We start from the raw sequence: 19,730 nt of genomic DNA on the forward strand, positions 1-19,730 counted from the left end.
GATGATGACGAAGACGAACGGCGGTGCGCCTATGGAGGCGTCGTCGGCGGGTAGGGCAGCCGAGCTGGCGCATGAGCGCACCGCGCACGAGGGTGCGCAGCTGCACCATCATCATACGCATGCGGCCACGTCGAGCCACGGCGGTGGGCATCACCTGCTGCAGGTGGAGGACCTGAGCGTGAGCTTCCGCATGTACGACGAGGGCGCGCCGTACTTCAAGGCGAAGCAGCACGATGTGCAGGTGCTTCACGAGCTGAGCATCGCCGTGCATGCGGGCGAGATCGTGGCCGTGGTGGGCGCATCGGGCTCGGGCAAGACGCTTCTGGCCGATGCGGTTTTGGGCCTGTTCGAGCCCAACGCCACGGTGACGGGGCGCATCTGGTTCGATGGCGAGCGCATGGATGCGGCGGGTTTGCGCGCGCTGCGCGGGCACGGGCTGTCGCTCGTGCCGCAAAGCGTGAGCCACCTGGACCCCATGATGCGCGTGGGCAAGCAGGTAGAGGGTTTTGCGAACGATTTGTCGAAAGCCGAGCGCAAAACGCGTCGCGCACAGCTGTTCGAGCGCTACGGGCTGGGCCCCGAGGTTGCGCGCCTGTACCCGCACGAGCTGTCGGGCGGCATGGCGCGCCGCGTGCTTTTGTGCTGTGCGCTCATGGATTCGCCGCGCGTGATCGTGGCCGACGAGCCCACGCCCGGTCTTGACCTTGACCTGGCGGTTCGCGCGCTCGACGACTTCCGCGCCTTCGCCAACGAGGGCAACGGCGTGCTGCTGATCACGCACGATATCGAGCTGGCGCTGCGCGTGGCAGACCGCGTGGCCGTGTTTAAGGACGGAACCGTGGTGGAGGAGACCGCGACGGCGAGTTTCGCCGATCCCGGCCTTTTGCGTCATCCGTTCACCCGCGAGCTGTGGCACGCCCTCCCCGAGCACGATTTCGCCGCCGGCGAAGGTGCTGGCGGGAAGGGGCAGGAGCAGGCGTGCGAAGGCGAAAAGGAATCGGCGTCGGAGCAGGTGCGCGAGCACGAGAAGGCGTCGTCGCCGGTGCCGGCGCAGGTGCGCGAAGGTGAGGAGACGCCGACGCCAGCGAGCGCGGGTGCGGGCGGTTTCGATGGGAAGGAAGGTGGGGCGTGCTAGAGGCTAGAGACATCACGTTCGGGTATCCCGGCGCAAAACCTTTATACAGCGGGTTCAGCCTGCAGGTGGAACCCGGCGAGCGCGTGGCGTTGCAGGCGCCCTCGGGGTTCGGCAAAACCACGCTGTGCCGCGTGCTTGCCGGGTTTGAGCGCCCGCAAACCGGTCAGGTGCTGGTGGATGGGCAGCCGCTTCCGCGTCGCGGCGTGTGCCCGGTACAGTTGATCCAGCAGCATCCCGAGCAGGCGGTGGACCCGCGCCTGCGCATGCGCAAGACGCTGGCGGAGGCGGGCGAGGTGCCGCAGCAGCTACTTGACGATCTGGGTATCCGCGACGAATGGCTGCAGCGCTATCCCCACGAGCTGTCCGGCGGCGAGCTGCAGCGCTTCTGCATCGCCCGAGCGCTGGCCACGCGCCCGCGCTACCTGATCTGCGACGAGGTGTCCACCATGCTCGACGCGGTCACCCAGGCGCACATCTGGCACGTGCTGCTCGACTACGCCGCCCGCGAAAACGCCGGCATGCTGCTGGTTTCCCATACCCCCGCGCTGACCGCCCGCATCGCAACTCGAGAAGTCGCGCTGGCGTAATGCGAACGCGAACCCGGACGCTTAGGGCTACGTCCCCGAAGCGTCCGGGTTCGCGTCGGGTGCGTGGCGTCCGTGCGGGTTGCAACTCGAGGGATGCCGCGTTCTCTCGCGGCGTTTCTTGGCGCTTAACCCGCTCCCCCCGATATGCCCGGTTCCAAGATGTCGGGAAGCGCTCGGGACGTTCTTTTCCCGAAATGGTGCTCGTTTGCCCCACCCGTTTGCCCACCCGTTTTCGAAATTGCCTGGTAAACCACCCTGCTTCGTGTCTGCTGGTCGCTTTGCCCCCAGCCTATCCTTCGCTATGTCCTCCGCAAGGATGCGCGAGGATCTTGCATGGTTTCACGAGGGAGAGGAAGGGCCATGAGCAAAACGGATGTCTCCGGAAACGCCCAAAAAGGGCGCAAGGGACTCATCGTCACGGTTGTCGCGATCGTCGTGATCGCGCTTGCGGGTGCAGGCTTTTGGGTATGGCATCAGCAGCCGAGCTTCTGCAACGCGATCTGTCACAAGCCGATGGACCGCTACGTGGAAACGTATGAATCCGGCAACTCGTCGATGCTGTCGGCGGTTCACGCGAAGCAGGGCAAAGTGTGCCTGGATTGCCATGAGGCGAAGCTCGACGACCAGGTCGCCGAGGCCACCGCGTGGGTGTCCGGCGACTTCACCGACCCCGTTGCCGAGAATACGTTCCAATACAACGAGAATTTCTGCCTGAACGAGTCGTGCCACAACATGACGCGCGACGAGCTCACCGAATCCACCAGCGATATGGCGTTCAACCCGCATGTGCAGCAGCATGGCGATATCGACTGCGGCGAATGCCATAAGGCGCATTCCGAGTCCGTGATGTACTGCACGCAGTGCCATGCCGAGGCCGAGGTGCCCGATGGCTGGATGTCGTACAGCGACTACATGAGCGCGAAGCAGAGCTAGGGGGAGCGGAATGACTACGAACGATATGACGCTTGACGCACGTCGCGGCCTGAGCCGCCGCCAGTTCGTCGGCCTTGCGGGCCTGGGGCTGGCAACCATCGCGCTTGGCAATCTGACCGGCTGCTCGAAGGGCGCTACGCAGTACGTCTACGATGTGGTGGTCGTCGGTTCCGGCGGTTCGGGAACCACGTCGGCTGCCTTCGCCGCTAAAAACGGCGCGAAGACGGTGTGCGTCGAGAAGCTTGGCTGGCAGGGTGGTTCCAGCTCGCTGGCACTCGGCACGTTCTACGGCTCGGGCACGGTGCAGCAAAAGGAGCTCGGTATCGACGACACGCCGGACGACTACTACAACTATCTGCTCACGCGCAACGCCGACAAGGTCGACTTGGCTATGAACCGTTTTATGGCCGATCACTCCGGCGAGACGATCGACTGGCTGCGCGAGGATCTGAAGGTCCCGTTCAAGGACGAGATCAAGGGCAACGGCAAGGACAAGGTCAAGCGCGGGCACATGTGCAAGAACAACGCCGATGATGCGCTGAAGGCTGTGACGCAGCTGGCCAAGGAGCAGGGCGTGGACTTCCATTTCGATACCGATGCAACCGCGCTCATCGTGGACGAGTCGACGGGCCGCGTCGTGGGCGTGCGCGCCGAAAAGGCGGGCAAGGAGATCATCTACAACGCCAAGGCCGTCATCATCGCGTCGGGCGGTTTCTGCCGCAATCCCGAGATGATTGCGAAGTATTGCCCTGATTACGTTGGCGTTTACACGGAAGTGGGTATCGGCCTTGACGGTTCCGGGCTGCAGATGGGGTTGGACATCGGTGCGGCTTACACGGGTCACGGCGGCACGAACGGCATTCTGGCGTGTCCGGTCGAGCCTGGCCAATCCAAGTTGATCAGCGCCAAGGCGTTGTGGGTCGACTCGAAGGGCAAGCGTTTCGTGAATGAAGGCGGCCAGACGCACGATATCTATTATCAGGTGGCGCACTTCGATGACCAGCAGTTCTTCGCCGTGTACGACCAGGCAATGGTCGACGGCTTGACCGATAAGCTCAAGAAGAAGGTTGCTATGGGCCTTGAGCAGGGCATGTTCGCCAAGGGCGACACCGTCGAGGCCGCAGCGGCGCAGCTGGGCGTGGACGGCGCGGCGTGCTCCGAGACGCTGGCGGCGTACAACGAGATGGTCGCATCGGGCGCCGACACGCAGTTCAAGAAGGGCGCGGCGAACCTGGTGGCGTTGACTCAGGCGCCGTATTACCTGCTCAAGATGGGCGTGTGCACCCACGGTTCGTTCGGCGGTTTCGACATCAACACCGACTTCCAGGTGAAGAACGAACAGGGCGAGGTCATCCCCGGTCTGTATTCCGCCGGTGAGGTGTGCTGTGGTACCTTCATCTACGATGACTATCCGGCGGGTGGCTGCGGTTTGAACTTCGCCTACACGTCCGGCCGCTTCGCGGGCGCGAACGCGGCGAGCGAGGCGTTGAGCGCGTAAGGAGGACGTGTCGAGCATGGGCGAGTCGTCGGCGGCAACGGGCGGGATCGGGTAAACGCGGATGCAGCGGGTTCGTTCGCGCGCGTTCATCGTGACCGTGCGGTTGCGATGCGCCCCGAGCAAAGCACGCTTGCGATGAGCTGGCGAAATAGCAAGGCGATAAGGCGCCGCGGTTCGAAATGCGGACCGCGGTGCCTTTGTTGCGTCTTTTGATGTACGGAAAAGGTATACTGCCGGAAATAAGGGAGAAGTCCGGGAGAGGGCTCAGTGGGAAGCAAGTTTGAGAACATACGCGAAGTTCGCAGGACCGATGCCGACGGATCGTGCGCAGCCGAAAGGGCGGCAGCGTGCGCGGCGCTGCGTCAGGCGTTCGGCGGCTGCACGCTTGCGTTTTTCGGCCTTGCGGTGGTGCGTATCTGGATTCAGTGCAACCTGTACGGCAATTACGTGCTGTCTGATGCCGGGCTGGTCAGCGTCGTCATCAACTTCGTGCGCATCGCGTTCACCGTTTTGCTGGTGGCGTTCGCCCTGCGCGGTTTGCTGGGGCGTCGATTCGCGAAGGCGCTCGAGTGGTTCTCCGTTACGGCCATGACGTTGGGCAGCGTGCTGTTCTTCTTGAACGGGACGCTTGCTTCCGATGCGGTGCTGTACGCGGCGTGCACGTGCGCGGGGCTGGGCATCGTGTGGGGTGGCGGTATGTGGATGGCGTTCTACCTGCGTTTGCGTCCGCGAACGGCATTGCTATGCGCATTGGGGTCGCTGGCGCTGGGGTCGTTGGGCGGTTTCGTCATGGGCGCTTTGCCGCGCTCGACGTGCTATCTGGTAGGCGTGTTCCTTCCGACCGTTTCGTATGTGTGCTTCGGGCGGTCGATGCGCGTGGCCGACGAGCGCGGATGGTCGCAGGCTCCGGGCGGCGTCTCGTCGTCGCGCGAGTGTCCCGAGTTTGCGATCGTCTCGAAGGCGTATGGGGCGGAATCGCGCGTCGATTTCTTGCGTTTGTTGGCCGGATTGGCATTGTTCATGCTGGTCATGGGCGTGTCGCGAGGTTTTCCGTTTGGTGAATCGATCGCATTGCCGCTGGGGATGCAGTTGTTGCACCAAGGTGGCGTGGTCGTGCTGTGCGGGGTGTGGGCGTGGGCTGCGCTGTGCCGCGGCCGTGCTGTTTCGTCGGCGACGCTGTGGCGCTTCGAAGTGGTTGCGGCATCGGCGGGCGTGGTGTTGATGGCCACGCTGGAATGGTGGGGGCTTGCCGGCGGTGCGGCGCTCGTGTCCATCGCCAACACCATGACGCTCGGCATTTTGTGGGTCATCTGCTATGACATCGCGCGCCATTCTCCGTGGAACCCGTATGCGGTGCTCGGTGTGTGCTGGGCGGTGTTTCTGCTCGCGCGTGAAGTCGGGCGCTGGGGCATCCTGGTTTTCGCGCCGCAAAGCTCGGTGATGACGCTGTTGGCCGCATTGATGGTGTGCGTGCTGTCCATTTCCATCGCGGTGCTGCTCGGTGACAACGTTCCGCGCTCTCGAGCGTTGCTGACGGGCTTTCCCGGCGAGGAAGCAGGCGAAGGCGGGGCAGCTAGCGAAGGCGAGGCGAGGCCTGCGGGTTGTGCCGCGACGGGTAGCGCCGCTGGTCGCACGGGCGTTGCGGCTGCCGGCGGCGAAGGCGATGCCATCGAGCTGCCGATTGCCGAGCGTTGCGAAGCGCGGGCGGAAGGCGATGGCAGGTCGGGCCTTGTGGGCGATGGTGCTGAGTCGGAGCGGAATCGCGAGGCGGTCTTGCATGCGGCAGACGACGGGAGCGTCGTGCGGTTGATTGCGGGATTTGGGCTGACGCGCCGTGAGGCCGAGGTGGCTCTTATGCTTGCAGAGGGCAAAAGCAAAGTCGCGATTGCGGAGCTGCTGGTGCTTTCCGAGAACACCGTGCGCAGCTATGCGAAAAACGCTTACATGAAAATGGACGTGCACAGCAAACGGGAGCTTCAGCAAACCATTCGCGAAATGCGCTAGCATAGCGCGGGCGCGACACAGAGTGCTTTTTTCACTTTCCTCACCGCTACTTGCTTCAATCAGCGAACAGGTGTACGATGTTTTTGCCGTGATGTTGCTGTGGGGCGGGCAACCCTTGTGGTAACTTGCGGTAGACACACCACAAGGGGAATACGAGAAGCGAAAGAACGGTATGGCAAAAAGCACGGTCAATTACGGCAACGACAGCATCCGCCAGTTGAAGGACGAGGAACGCGTACGTCTTCGCCCGGCGGTCATATTCGGCTCCGACGGCCTGGATGGCTGCGCTCATGCCGCGTTCGAGATCCTGTCGAACTCGGTCGACGAGGCGCGTCAGGGCTACGGCAATCTGATCACCCTCACCGCCTTCGCCGACGGCTCCATTCAGGTGGAGGACAACGGCCGCGGTTGCCCGCTTGACTGGAACCCCACCGAGAAGCGCTTCAACTGGGAGCTGGTGTTCTGCGAGCTGTACGCGGGCGGCAAATACGACAACAACCAAGGCGGCGACTACGACTTCTCGCTGGGCACCAACGGCTTGGGCTCGTGCGCCACGCAGTACGCCTCCGAGTACATGGACGTCACCGTATGGCGTGACGGCAACAAGTATCAGCTGCACTTCAAGAAGGGCAAGGTCGTCGGCGCCAAGAAGAAGGCCCTGCAGGTCGAGCCCACCGACGAGACGCGCACCGGCACCACCATCAAATGGCGTCCCGACCTGGAGGTCTTCACCGCCATCGATATCCCCGACGACTGGTATCGCGAAACCATGCGCCGCCAGGCGGTGGTCAACGCCAACGTCACGTTCCGCCTTCGCATCGAGGGGCAGGACGGCGTCTTCTCCGAAGAGGAGTTCTGCTACCCCAAGGGCATCGAGGACTACGTGATGGAGAAGGTGGGCCACGACTACCTGACCGAGCCCTTCTTCATCCAGGCAGACCGCCGCGGCCGCGACCGCGATGACCTGCCCGACTACAACGTGAAGATCACCGCGTGCCTGTGCTTCTCGCGCACGTTCCAGATGCAGGAGTACTACCACAACTCGTCGTGGCTGGAAAACGGCGGCTCGCCGGAGAAGGCCGCGCGCAGCGCCCTGACCAGCGCAATCGATGCCTATATCAAGCAGCAGGGCAAATACAACAAGAATGAAAGCGCCATTAAATGGCAGGATGTTCAGGACTGCCTGGTGCTCGTGACCAACTGCTTCTCCACGCAGACGTCCTACGAGAATCAGACGAAGAAGGCCATCAACAACCGCTTCATCCAGCAGGCTATGACGGCGTTCTTCAAAGAGCGCTTGGGTACGTACCTGATCGAGAACAAAGAGTCCGCCGACAAGATCATGGAGCAGGTGCTCATCAACAAGCGCTCCCGCGAGAACGCGGAGAAGACGCGCCAGAGCATCAAGACCAACCTGCAGCAGAAGACCGACATGGCCAACCGCGTGCAGAAGTTCATCGACTGCCGCTCCAAGGACAAGGGCCGCCGCGAGGTCTACATCGTAGAGGGCGACTCGGCAGCAGGCGCCATCCGCACGTCGCGCGATGCCGAGTTCCAGGGCGTCATGCCGGTGCGCGGCAAGATCCTCAACTGCCTGAAGGAGGATTACCCGCGCATCTTCAAGTCCGAGATCATCATGGACCTGCTGCGCGTGCTTGGCTGCGGCGTGGAGGTTAACGACCGCCGCATGAAGAACCTTGGCACCTTCGACCTGGATAACCTGAACTGGAGCAAGGTCATCATCTGCACCGATGCCGACGTCGACGGCTACCATATCCGCACGCTCATCCTGGCCATGCTCTATCGCCTGGTGCCCACGCTCATCCGCGAGGGATTCGTCTACATCGCCGAATCGCCGCTGTACGAGATCAACTGCAAGGAGAAGACCTACTTCGCCTACACCGATCTTGAGAAGAACAACATCCTGAAGGAAATCGACGGGCAGAAGTGCTCCATCAACCGCTCTAAGGGTCTTGGTGAGAACGATCCCGACATGATGTGGCTCACCACCATGAACCCCGAGACGCGCCGCCTGATCAAGGTGGAGCCCGAGGACATCGAGCGCATGGAAACCATGTTCAACCTGCTGCTGGGCAACGACGACGAGGGCCGTAAACGCCACATCGCCGAGCATGGCAGGGAATACCTCGACCAGCTTGACCTGCAATAAGGTGCCTTTCGCAAGGCTGTTGAAGATCTAAACCGGCGGCCGCCCGCAAGACGGCGCCCGCCCATTCGCATCAAGGGGAGACCGTGGCAAGAAAGACCAAAGCACAACCGAAGAAGAAGCATGTGGACAACCCCAACGTGATCGGCCTGCACTCCGAGGTTTTGGAGCAGCCCATCACGCAAACCCTCGAAGTGAACTACATGCCCTACGCCATGAGCACCAACGTGTCCCGCGCGTTCCCGGAGATCGACGGGTTCAAGCCGTCGCACCGCAAGCTTCTGTACACCATGTACAAGATGGGCTTGCTCAACGGCGCGCGCCAGAAGAGCGCCAACATCGTCGGCCAGACCATGAAGCTCAACCCCCACGGCGATTCGGCCATCTACGAAACCATGGTGCGCCTTGCCACGGGCAACGAAGCTTTGCTCACGCCCTTCGTGGAATCCAAGGGCAACTTCGGTAAGTACTACTCCGGTGACCTGAGCTACGCCGCCTCGCGTTACACTGAGGCGAAGCTTTCCCCCATTTGCGCCGAGATCTTCAAGGACATCGACAAGGACCCGGTCGACTTCATGGACAGCTACGACGGCGCCATGAAGGAGCCGCGCCTGCTGCCCACCACGTTCCCCAACATCTTGGTGTCGGCGAACAAGGGCATCGGCGTTGCCATGGCCTCCGACATTTGCGGCTTCAACTTGAACGAAGTGTGCGAAGCCACCATGCACTTCCTTGAGGACCCTGACTGCGACCTGCAGAAATACATGCCTGCGCCCGACTTCTCTACCGGCGGCGAGATCATCTACCGCCGCGAGGAGATGGATCGCATCTACAACACGGGCCTGGGCAGCTTCCAGATTCGCTCGCGTTGGCGCTACCTGCCCGACGAGCGCATCATCGAGGTGTATGAGATTCCCTACACCACGAAAACCGACATCATCATCGAGCGCATCGTCAAGCTGGCGAAAGAGGGGAAGGTGCGCGAGATCGCCGACATCCGCGATGAGACCGACCTTTCCGGCCTGCGCATCGCCATCGACCTGAAGCGCGGCGTCGACCCCGAGCTGCTCATGGCGAAGCTGTTCCGCTCCACCACGCTGCAGGATTCGTTCTCGTGCAACTTCAACGTGTTGGTGGACGGGTATCCGCGCGTTATGGGCGTGCGTCAGATCCTGCAGGAGTGGGTTGCGTGGCGCGTGGATTCCACGCGGCGTCGCATGAATTTCGACCTGGGGAAGAAGAGCGACCGACTGCACCTGCTGCACGGCCTTGAGGCTATTTTGCTGGACATCGACAAGGCCATCGCCATCATCCGCAACACCAAGCTGGAAGCCGAGGTCGTGCCGAACCTGATGAAGGGCTTCGGCATCGACGAGGTGCAGGCTGAGTTCGTGGCCGAGTTGAAGCTGCGCAACATCAACGAGGAGTACATCCTCAACCGCACGAAGGACATCGCGAAGCTGGAAGGCGATATCGCCGAGCTGAAGGAGGTCCTGGCCAGCGAGCAGAAGATCAAGCAGGTCATCAGCGACGAGCTTGCCGCGGTGAATAAGAAGCACGTGGCGCCGCGCAAAACGGGCCTGGTCGAGCCGGGCGACATCGTGGAAGTCAGCCTGGAGCCCGAGGTGGAGGAATATCCCGTCACCATGATGCTCTCGCGCGACGGCTACCTGAAGAAGATGACCGAGCGCGTGCTGCGCAAGGCCACCACGCTGAAGTACAAGGACGGCGACGAGCCCTTCATCGAGTTCCCGTCGTCGAACACCCACGAGCTGCTGGTGTTCACCGATCAGCGCCAGGTGTACAAGTGCAAGGTGGCGCAGTTCGAAGACACCAAGTCGGCGCAGCTGGGCTCGTACCTGCCCACCGACCTGGGGATGGATCCCGACGAGAGCGTGATCTGGGTAATCGACCCCGAGGACTACAAGGCCGACGTGTTGTTCGTATTCGAGAACGGCCGCGTGGCGCGCGTGGCCTTGGCGGGCTACGTAACGAAGACCAACCGCAAGCGCTTGAAGAACGCCATCTACGGCGGCAGCAAGCTGTTGTTCGCAACTGTGCTGAAAGAGGACCGCGACCTGGCCTTGGTGTCAAGCGACCAGCGTTTGATCAACTTCAACACCTCGCTGCTGAAAACCAAGACCACCAACAGCACGCAAGGTGTTCTGGCATTCACTGCGAAGAACGGCCGCATTGTGACCATGGTGGGCACGGCCGAGGAGTTCCTGGGCGGTACCGCCAGCGTGGAGAAATTCCGCGCGGCAAGCCTGCCCTCCTCCGGCTCGCCCATGAAGGAAACGGACATGAAGAGCCTGTTCGACTTGGAGTAGCGTGCAGGCATGAGACGGCCGGCGCGGGGCGATACGCTTCACGCCGGCCGTTTGATTTGACTGCCGTTCTGTTTTATCCGTTGCCGTTTTGTCGCGCCTCGGTTTGCGGTCAGCGCTGTTGTTAGCTGCGAGCTAATGGGTCGGTGCAGATGTCTCGAGGGCCGATTCGGGCACTGCTGCCGAATCGGTTAGGAGGCTTGCGGGGCGCTTTCGTAAGGTTTGGCGTACTGAGAGCGGGCATGCTTGCAAGGTCTATGTAAGGCGGGTGCCTCATACTCAAGGTGATTCGATACTTGAGACCTGAGCGAGGCGGTTCTATAATGCAAGACAAAAGTAGTGCCTTATGAACGAGGTATTCGTGCACGAGCATGCGCTCATGCACGGGCTGTCCGAGGAGCAGGTGCTGCACGCGTGGCGAAATGCCGTATCGGTTGCTCGACGCGGTTGTGAAAGCGGCGAGGTCGATTTCGTGGCCATTGGATTCGATCAGCATGGCAGGGCCATTGAGATGACGGGACGGATAAAATCGTTCGGTGTGCTGATATTCCATGCAAACACGCCGCCGACGACGCGTGCACTCAAGGAATTGGGGTTGGGAGGGGGCGATCATGGCTGTGGTCACTGATAAGGATCTGCGCTCTCGATTCTCGTTTTCGGAAAACGAGATAGCGCAGTTGCATGCAGACGCTGAAAAGTACGAAAGCGGCGAATGGCCGGAGGGCGAGACCGTGCTTATCGGTAGGCCGTGCGTGTACGGCGAACGTATGAAGTCCATAACGTATCGCGACACCGAAGCGGAGGTTCGCCGCATGGACGAGCGTGCGAAAAGCCTGTCCATGAGCCGTTCCGACTACTTGCGCTATCTAGTGCGCAAAGACTTAGAAGGTTGATTCTGCTTGCGGGATCGTTGTTTTCTTGTTGTAGATGCCGGCAATGGCTCCAGGCAAGCAGTGTCGCTGGATGCCCGTTGATGAGATGTTCGCAGATGCGCACATTCGCCAGGTTAATGGCGATGCGATAATCGCTGTGCGCGATTAGTTGTTGACGCGACCGCGAAAATGCCGTTGCTGTCCCGTGCATAGTACAGCTATTGGAAATCCTTGTGGGACGATGGTACATGGTCTGAGCTGTGCGCGGAGCAGGCCCTGTGATGCGGCTTTCAACGAAAGGGGTTGCGTGATGAAGGTGCTGCATGTTTCCGATTTGCATATCGGGAAGCGCGTTAACGGCATGTCGATGCTGGACGATCAGCGCTATATTTTGCGGCAGATACTGGATACTGCGGAGAAGCACCAGGTCAGCGTGCTGCTGATTGCCGGCGACATCTACGACAAGGCATCGCCGAGCGCCGAGGCGGTCACCGTGTTCGACGCGTTTTTGACCGATGCGGTGGCGGCGGGTTTGCGCGTGCTGGCCATCCCCGGCAACCATGATTCCGCCGAGCGCATCGCCTATGCGCAGGGGCTGCTGGAGAAGCAGGGCGTTTGCCTGCCTCCGGTGTATGCGGGCGAAGTCGAGCGGGTTGAGCTTGAGGATGAGCACGGGCCGGTGGAGTTCTGGCTGCTGCCGTTTTTGAAGCCCGGCGACGTGCGCAGGTTCTTCCCCGATGAGGAAATCGGCGACGACTATTCGGCCGCGTTGCGTGCGGTGCTGAGCGCGTGCGATATCGACCAGGGGAAACGCAACGTTGTGCTGTCGCACCAGCTGGTGACGGCGTACGGCACGGCGCCCGATCGCGCCGACGACGAGATCAAGCTGGGCGGCATGGATAACGTGGACGTGTCGGTGTACAACGCGTTCGACTACGTGGCGCTCGGGCATGTGCACCGCTCGCAGCGCGTGGGGCGCGACACCGTGCGTTATTCGGGCTCGCCGCTGAAGTATTCGTTTAGCGAAGCGCGGTATGGCAAGAGCGTGGCGCTGGTTGAGCTAGGGGAGAAGAAACCGGGCGATGACGTGGGCGAATGCGTATCGTTCGAGCTGATTCCGCTCGTGCCGCTGCATGACGTGCGCGAGGTTCGCGGCACGCTGGCGGATGTGCTGGCGATGGGTGCCGCAGCGGGCGGTTCGCTGGTGGATGCCGGAGTTTCGGCTGGCGGCGCCAACGATGGGAAGGCGGCGGATGACGCCAACGACGAGGCGGCGCTGGCCGATGGCGCCGGTGATGCGGCTGTGCAGGCTGACGATGTGTCCGCGCCGGCCGCCGCAGTGCGCGATGCCTCACAGGACTACCTACACATCACGCTTTCCGATGAGCATCCGCAGTTGGATGCTATGGCGAAGATCCACGAAGTGTTCCCCAACGCCATGATGCTGGACTATGACAATGTGACGGTGCTTGTCGACCGCCCGCAAACTCAGCTTACGGCGGACCCCGACAGCATGGACACGTTGGAGATGTTCGGCGCCTTCTATGAAAGCCAGGTGGGCAATCCCCTGGATGATGAGCAGCAAGATTTCGCGCGCAAGCTGATCGCGAAGGTTGAGGACTCGGCCGCAAAAGGCCCCGATGGGCAGGAAGAGGGTGCGCAATGAAGCCGCTGAAGCTGACCATGTCCGCGTTCGGACCGTATTCCGGCGAGACGGAGATCGACTTTCGGACGCTTGGCTGCTCGGGTGTGTACCTGGTGTGCGGCGACACGGGCGCGGGCAAAACCATGATTTTCGACGCCATTTGCTTTGCGCTGTTCGGCGAGGCTAGCGGCGACAGCCGAAACGGTGCCCGGTCTTCCGCAAGTTTGCGCAGCGATTTCGCCGATCCGGCAAGCAAAACGTTCGTTGAGCTGGAGTTCTCCTATCGCGGGCAGACCTATCGCGTAAAGCGCAATCCCGATTACGAGCGTGCTAAGAAGCGCGGCGAAGGCACCACGAAAGAGCCTGCGAACGCGGAGATCGAGCTCCCTGACGGGCGTTGCATCAGCGGCGTGCGCAAGGTGAACATGCAGGTGGAAGAGCTGCTGGGCATCGATGCGAACCAGTTCAAGCAGATCGTCATGCTGGCGCAGGGCGAGTTTCGTAAGCTGCTCACGGCCGACACGGCAACGCGCGAGGGCATTTTCCGCAAGCTGTTCGCCACGCAAAAGTACGAGATGCTTCAAGATCGGTTGGGCGAGGAGTGTCGCAAACTCGAGCGCGAGAACGAGAAGCTGAAAAGCGACGTTTTGCGTTGCGCGCAAACCGTCCGCTTTGCGCCTGAGGATGCGCGCGAGGAGGAGCTTGACGAGCGTTGTCGCAGCGGGGCGCTTATGGGTGCGTGGCTGGTCGAGCTGCTTGAGGGGCTTGTGGCGGACGATAAGACGGAGTCCGAGCAGCTGGGCAAGCAGGTTGAGGAGCTGCGCCGTAAATGGGCGGACGCTAACGCGCTGGTGAAGCAGGTGGAGAACCGCCCGCGCTACGAGCAGGAACGCGCGGCGCTTGCCGAGGAAGTCGCTCAGCACGAGGGGCGGACGGAAGGTTTGCAGGCTGCGCTGCAGCAGGAATGTGTGCATGACGCCGATCGCCTGGAGGCAACCGAGCGCGCGGCCGTGATCGAGGGGACGTTCGCGAAATACCAGGCGCTGCAGCGCGCTGACCAGGCGGTTTCTGCCGCGAAAGAAGCATTGCTGCGTGCCGAGCAGGCTTCCAAGGCAGCGCAGGCAGCCGCCGGCAAGGCGGAAGAACAGCGGGTGCAGGCGGCGCAGGCCGTGGAGAAGCTTGCGGGCTCGGACGTTCGCCAGGCGCAGGCGAAGGCTGCTCACGATGCGGCGCAGCTGCGCGTGAACACCGCAGGCGAGGCGCTTGCGGGAGCAAAAGACCTTGCGGCCAAGGTCGCAACGGCGCAAAAGGCTCAAAAGCAGGTGCAAACCTTGCTGGAGCAGGAAGAATCGTTGGTTGCCGCCGAGCGCAAAGCGCAGGATGCGGTGGCGCAGGCGAAAACGGCAAGCGAGTCCTTCGCAGGTGCTGATGTTGCGCTCAGCGAAGCGGGTGCCGCGCTCGAGCGCGCTATGCGTGTTGAGCAGGATGCCTCCCAGGCAGTGCAACGTCGCGGCGAATTGCAGCAGGCTGCTCAGGCTGCCGCGGAGCCGTACCAACGAGCGCTCGAGCGGCTCGAAGCCGCAGAGACCGTTCACGACAAGGACCTGGCGCAGGTGCAGCAGCTGCAAAAGGCCCAGCGTGCGGGTCGCGCGGGCCTGCTTGCGGCGGATTTGCGGGACGGCTCGCCCTGTCCGGTGTGCGGCTCGGTGCATCATCCGTCGCCGGCGCAGGCGGCGGGCAGTATCCCGAGCGATGATCAAATAGACAAAGCGACGGTTGTTGAGGCTGAGTCGAAGAAGGCTGCCGATCAGGCGGCGCGCGAAGCCGAGGGCGCCAAGACTCGTTGCGAGACCGCGCAGCTTGCGCTCGATGAGTTCGACCAGGAGCATGGCGGCGAGCAAAGCATCACGCAGGCCCTTGCGCAAGCGCGCGATGGCGTTGCGGCCGCAAAACGCGCGAAGGCCGATGCGCAGCTGCGCTGCAATGAGGCGGCGCACGCGGCGAAAGCGCTTGCCGACGCCGAGTCGGCGCACGAGCGTTCCGTGACCGCGTTGTCGCAGGTCAAAGACGCTCGTCAGGCCGCAGAACGTGATCACGCGTCGGCCAACGCCGAAGCACGCGCCCTTAGGGAGCGCCTGGCGGTTGTTTCCGTTGACGAAGCCCAGCGTGCGCTTGAGAACGCGCAACATGACGCGAGCGTTGCGCAAACCGAGCTGAATAACGCCGAGCGCGCTGTCTCCGCATTCGCTGCCGCGCAGCGCGGCCAGCAAGCCGCGGAAGAAGCCGCGAAGCAGGCGGCCGAGCAGGAGCGCAAGGCCGAAGAGGCGCTGCAGAGCCAAATGCAGGCGCAGCAGCTTGCCGAGCAGGAGGCGAAGCACCTGCGCGCCGATCTGGATTTCTCCTCGCTCGAGACAGCGCAAACCGAGGCCGCGCGGCTGCGCCAGCAGGCGAACGTTCTCAAGCGCAAGCGCGACGCAGCTCAGCAGGCGGTCGAGCAGAACGCGCAGCAACTTGCTACTAAGCGCGAACTGCTGGCGGCGAAGGACAAGCAGCTGGCCGAGCTGCCCGCCGGCGACGCCGTCGCAGCAGCCAAGGAGCGCAACGACTACGAGGAGCAGGGCAAACAGGCAAGTGAGCGCCTTGGCGCCGTGAACCTGCGCGTCTCCGCGAACGGGGAGTGCCTTGAGCAGCTGCGCAAAACGCTCAAGCGTACGGGCGACATCGAGGAGCGCTACGGCCGGATCAAGCTGATGGCCGACGCTGCGAACGGTAACCTGACCGGGCGGGCAAAAGTCCGCTTCGAAGCGTACGTGCAGGGCATGTACTTCGACAAGGTGATCGCGGCGGCAAATCAGCGCCTGCGCGTGCTGACGGCGGGCCAATTCGAGCTGGTGCGCTGGTCGGAGTCCACGGGCAATTCGAAGGCGGGCCTGGGGTTGTACGTCATCGACAGCTTCACGGGGCGCGCTAGAGATGCGTCGTCGCTTTCGGGCGGCGAATCGTTCCAGGCATCGTTGTGCCTGGCGCTGGGTCTTTCCGACATCGTGCAGGCGCACGCCGGCGGCATCGAGTTCGACACCATGTTCGTGGACGAGGGCTTCGGCTCGCTCGACCAAGGCGCGCTGGGCAACGCCATCAGCCTGCTGTCTGATCTGTCGGGCGGTAACAAGCTGGTGGGCATTATCAGCCACGTGGAGGACCTGAAGGCGAACATCCCCAAGCGAATAACTGTGACCAAAACACAATCCGGTTCCACCGCAAAAGTGGAAGCCTAAGGGCATTGCAAATGAATCGACGGCTTTTGCGCTAGGCGATGCCTGGCGCAAAAGCCGTCACGTTTAGGCCGGGCAACACCCGTCGCAAAAGCCGTCGAGATCAGGTCGGGCAACACCTGCTGCAAAGGTCGCCTGATTCAGGTTCGCTAGTGTCTTCTGCCGCACCCCTCGATAGTCAAAACTTGCATCAGCTGCAAGTTTTGACTATGCCATCGACGAAACTTGCAAATCCGACAAGTTTCGTCGATGTGCGCAGTAGGCACCGACGGCGCGCAGTGTGCCGGACGTTTAGGGTCTGACAGTTAGTGCTACGTCCCCTAAATGTCAGACCGGGCGGCAAGCGTCAGACCGAAAGGCGCTGGGCGGCTTTCCCGGCTCTACCTATGCAGCAGGAAATCGATGACGTTCACGATCTCGATGCCATCGATGTCCGCGGGATAGGTTCCTTCCGCGACCACTACGATTTTGCGGTATTCGTCCCCGATGCGTTTGAGGGGCGCAAGCTCGCGCCGCATGGTTTCCTCGTCGCGCATGTCTTCGGTGACCTGGACGTACATTTTCTGGCGAGGCTTTGTGGCAACGAAATCGACTTCTCCGCCCCGCAAATGTCCCACTAGCACGTCGTAATCATCGAAGACAAGCTGGTTGTACACCAGGTTTTCGAGCACACGCCCGGTGTTGGTGTTTCGGTAACTGTCCAGGTAGCTGCGCATGCCTGCGTCTGCAATGTAGTACTTGCCGCCCGTTTTCAGCAGCTCGCGTCCTTTAATGTCGTAACGCTGCACGCGGTTGAACAGATAGGCTTCCACAAGCGTGGAAATATAAAAATCCGTAGTGGCCCTGTTGGTCGACTCGCCGTCCGCCTTCAAAGTGCCCGCAATCTTGTTCGAAGAGGTTTCGTTTCCGATATTGTCGGCTAAAAACGCGCAAATCCGCTCAAGCACGGAACGATTGCTCACAGCCCGCAAGCCTTTTCGCTGGGCGCGCGTCATGATATCGCGAACGATGATCGTCTGGTAGATGCTGCGCAAGTATTCGCGATGTTTCGCCTCGTTAGGTTCTTGAAGCGCAAGGTAGGGGAAGCCGCCGAACATGCGGTACTGGTCGAACAAGCTGGAAAGGGTGGCGAAGGAACCGTCCGCGAACAGGGCTATGTCGGAGCCGGTTTTACCGGCGGGTTGCCACGATGCGCCACGAAAATCCAGGTATTCGGCGAACGTGAGCGGCTGCATGGCGATTTCGACGTAACGACCGGAGATGAGCGTCGCAAGCTCGCTGGATAGCAAAAACGCGTTCGACCCGGTGACATAGATGTCGCAATCGGCGTCTACACGCAGCGCGTTGATCGCCTTTTCCCATCCTTCGACGTTTTGCAGCTCATCGAAGAACAGATAGGTATGCGGCTGACCTGCGATGCGACCGACCACAAGATCGTAAAGCTCGCGATAATCGGCGATGCTTGCAAGCTCCATCGACTCCATTTTGAACGTGAGCAGGCGATTCTCGGGAACGCCTTGCGCGGCAAGGTGCTCTCGCATCATGTCAAGCAGGGTCGATTTCCCGCAACGGCGAATGCCCGTGACCACTTTCACCAGGTCGGTGTCTTGGAACGCGATAAGCTTGTCCAGGTATTTTTGCCGAACGATCATACGGCCCACCTCCCAGTCGATTCCTTGCGTTATGGACACGATAGTCAAAACTTGCATCTGCTGCAAGTTTTGACTATTCCATCGACGAAACTTGTAAATCCAACAAGTTTCGTCGATGCGCGAGAGCGCCCGAGGCGCAGTTTCGCTTCAAATGATGCATCGACAACGGAAGTGAAATGTAATTCACTTCCACTAATGCGCATCTAACGGAAGCGAAATCTATTTCACTTCCATAAATCCTTACCTAACGGAAGCAAAACGCAATTCGCTTCCGTTATACTAGCCACAAGAGAAACGAAACTACATCAGTTTCCCTATTCAAAACCATCATGGAGTCGAAACGGAGGGGCGCATGGGCGGCAACGGCGAGCTGGACTATCAATGGGAGCCCGTGGGCTATGAAGAGCTTGCGTGGCAGGTTGATTCCGATGCAATGGAGGGCGTGCCGAAGTCACGTCGTCGGAAAATCACCGGAACGTATCGTGCGGCGGTTCCGTTTGAGCTGCGTGACAAGGACGTCCTCATTCCTGCCGAATTGCAAAGCCGCATGGAGGAAGTTGCCTTCCTGCTTGTTCGCTTCGATGCGCAGCAGGAAGCCCGCGGCTACGATTTGCCAGCTTTGCTGCTGCGCAGCGAGTCGGCAGCAAGTTCGCAGATTGAGAACATGACGTCGAGCGTGCGCAACGTTGCTCTAGCTGAGCTATCGAACGACGTGGCGCAAAACGCCCGCATTATCGCCGGAAACGTTGCAGCCATGCGTGCCGCGCTCGGCTTTTCGGGACAGCTTTCGGTCCAGCGCATCCGCGAGGTGCACGAAGCCCTGATCACACGCGGCGGACAGGATGGGCAAGACGCGGGTTTGTCGTTCGGCGGCTGCTTGCGTGACGAGCAGGTTTGGGTTGGCGGCACCGCGTATAGCCCGCACGGCGCGCTGTTCGTGCCGCCGTGCGCCGACCGCGTGCTCGGCTGCCTTGATGATCTGGTTGCTTTCGTGAACGGCAGCAATATGCCCTCTATCGCGAAAGCTGCTGTCGTGCACGCGCAATTCGAGACGATTCACCCGTTCATCGACGGAAACGGCCGCACAGGCAGGGTCCTCCTGCATGCTATCCTGCGCAGCTCCGACGTGCTGCGGCACGCAAGTTTGCCCATTTCGGCCGGGCTTTTGCACAACATCGACGCGTACATGGACGCCATCGTTCAGTTCCAGGCCGGCAATCCGCTTGCAATCGTCGAGCAGCTGGTCGACGCACTTGAGCTTGCGGTGGCCGTCGGGAACATGGTCGCTCGGGACATCGACGGGGTGTTCGCGGAATGGGCGGAGTGCATGCACGAGCGCAAAGGGTCCGCCTTGCTTCGCTTGCCCAACCTGCTGGCGAAGCAGCCGGTGGTGAACGGTTCGTTCGTGGCCGAAGAGCTGGGAGTCTCCATGCGCACAGCCGCAACGATCATAGAAAGAGCATGCGAAATGGGGATGCTCAGCCCCATGGGAAACCGTCGCCGCGGAGTGTTTTACCAATGCGACGAGCTTATAGCCGTGCTTGAGGACGTGTCATCCATGCAGGGAATCCGCCGCATTCTGGCGGGGAAGCAGGGGTAGTTGGCGAAAGCCGCTGAGGTGCCGACTGCCGACCGCGG

The 19,730-nt window shown here is 61.5% G+C and carries 13 protein-coding genes; 12 read left to right on the forward strand and 1 reads right to left on the reverse strand.

Annotation, left to right across the window (positions count from 1 at the left end):
* Window positions 1-4: 4 nt before the first annotated feature.
* The 11 genes from SFHG_RS11190 (at window position 5) to SFHG_RS06440 (ending at window position 16,443) form a co-directional block, all read left to right on the forward strand.
* Window positions 5-1,135: an ATP-binding cassette domain-containing protein gene (locus tag SFHG_RS11190; protein ID WP_262362178.1), complete on the forward strand. Its 1,131-nt coding sequence runs from the start codon at window positions 5-7 to the stop codon at window positions 1,133-1,135.
* A complete protein-coding gene (locus SFHG_RS06385) occupies window positions 1,129-1,722 on the forward strand; it encodes an ABC transporter ATP-binding protein (protein WP_042435398.1) in 594 nt (197 codons plus the stop codon). Before SFHG_RS11190 ends, SFHG_RS06385 begins: the two co-directional genes overlap by 7 nt.
* A 360-nt stretch (window positions 1,723-2,082) precedes the next feature.
* Window positions 2,083-2,655 (forward strand): cytochrome c3 family protein, encoded by a 573-nt coding sequence (locus tag SFHG_RS06390; protein ID WP_052297829.1) that lies wholly within the window; start codon window positions 2,083-2,085, stop codon window positions 2,653-2,655.
* 10 nt (window positions 2,656-2,665) lie between these two features.
* Window positions 2,666-4,153, forward strand: coding sequence for an FAD-dependent oxidoreductase (locus SFHG_RS06395; RefSeq protein WP_042435404.1), 1,488 nt, complete (start codon window positions 2,666-2,668; stop codon window positions 4,151-4,153).
* A gap of 267 nt (window positions 4,154-4,420) precedes the next feature.
* Window positions 4,421-6,157 (forward strand): helix-turn-helix transcriptional regulator, encoded by a 1,737-nt coding sequence (locus SFHG_RS10960; protein WP_052297830.1) that lies wholly within the window; start codon window positions 4,421-4,423, stop codon window positions 6,155-6,157.
* A gap of 172 nt (window positions 6,158-6,329) precedes the next feature.
* Window positions 6,330-8,327, forward strand: a complete 1,998-nt coding sequence (locus tag SFHG_RS06415; protein WP_042435416.1) for a DNA gyrase/topoisomerase IV subunit B — start codon at window positions 6,330-6,332, stop codon at window positions 8,325-8,327.
* A gap of 83 nt (window positions 8,328-8,410) precedes the next feature.
* A complete protein-coding gene (locus SFHG_RS06420; protein WP_042435418.1) occupies window positions 8,411-10,654 on the forward strand; it encodes a DNA gyrase subunit A in 2,244 nt (747 codons plus the stop codon).
* A 343-nt stretch (window positions 10,655-10,997) separates the two neighbouring features.
* Complete coding sequence (locus SFHG_RS06425; RefSeq protein WP_042435421.1) at window positions 10,998-11,279, forward strand: hypothetical protein; 282 nt, start codon at window positions 10,998-11,000, stop codon at window positions 11,277-11,279.
* A complete protein-coding gene (locus SFHG_RS06430) occupies window positions 11,263-11,544 on the forward strand; it encodes a hypothetical protein (protein WP_042435424.1) in 282 nt (93 codons plus the stop codon). Before SFHG_RS06425 ends, SFHG_RS06430 begins: the two co-directional genes overlap by 17 nt.
* Window positions 11,545-11,833: 289 nt before the next feature.
* Window positions 11,834-13,189 (forward strand): exonuclease SbcCD subunit D, encoded by a 1,356-nt coding sequence (locus SFHG_RS06435; protein ID WP_042435427.1) that lies wholly within the window; start codon window positions 11,834-11,836, stop codon window positions 13,187-13,189.
* Window positions 13,186-16,443 carry an AAA family ATPase gene (locus SFHG_RS06440; RefSeq protein ID WP_042435430.1) on the forward strand — a complete coding sequence of 1,086 codons (3,258 nt, stop codon included), beginning with the start codon at window positions 13,186-13,188 and terminating at the stop codon, window positions 16,441-16,443. Before SFHG_RS06435 ends, SFHG_RS06440 begins: the two co-directional genes overlap by 4 nt.
* A 377-nt stretch (window positions 16,444-16,820) precedes the next feature.
* On the opposite strand, the gene SFHG_RS06445 is transcribed toward SFHG_RS06440, so the two are convergent.
* Window positions 16,821-18,149 carry an ATP-binding protein gene (locus SFHG_RS06445; RefSeq protein ID WP_238318312.1) on the reverse strand — a complete coding sequence of 443 codons (1,329 nt, stop codon included), beginning with the start codon at window positions 18,147-18,149 and terminating at the stop codon, window positions 16,821-16,823.
* A gap of 295 nt (window positions 18,150-18,444) precedes the next feature.
* On the opposite strand from SFHG_RS06445, the gene SFHG_RS06450 reads away from it, so the two are divergent.
* On the forward strand, window positions 18,445-19,692 hold the full coding sequence (locus SFHG_RS06450) for a Fic family protein (protein WP_042435435.1): 1,248 nt from the start codon (window positions 18,445-18,447) through the stop codon (window positions 19,690-19,692).
* Window positions 19,693-19,730 lie beyond the last annotated feature (38 nt).

It is taken from the genome of Senegalimassilia anaerobia JC110 (genome assembly GCF_000236865.1).
GTDB lineage: Bacteria > Actinomycetota > Coriobacteriia > Coriobacteriales > Eggerthellaceae > Senegalimassilia > Senegalimassilia anaerobia.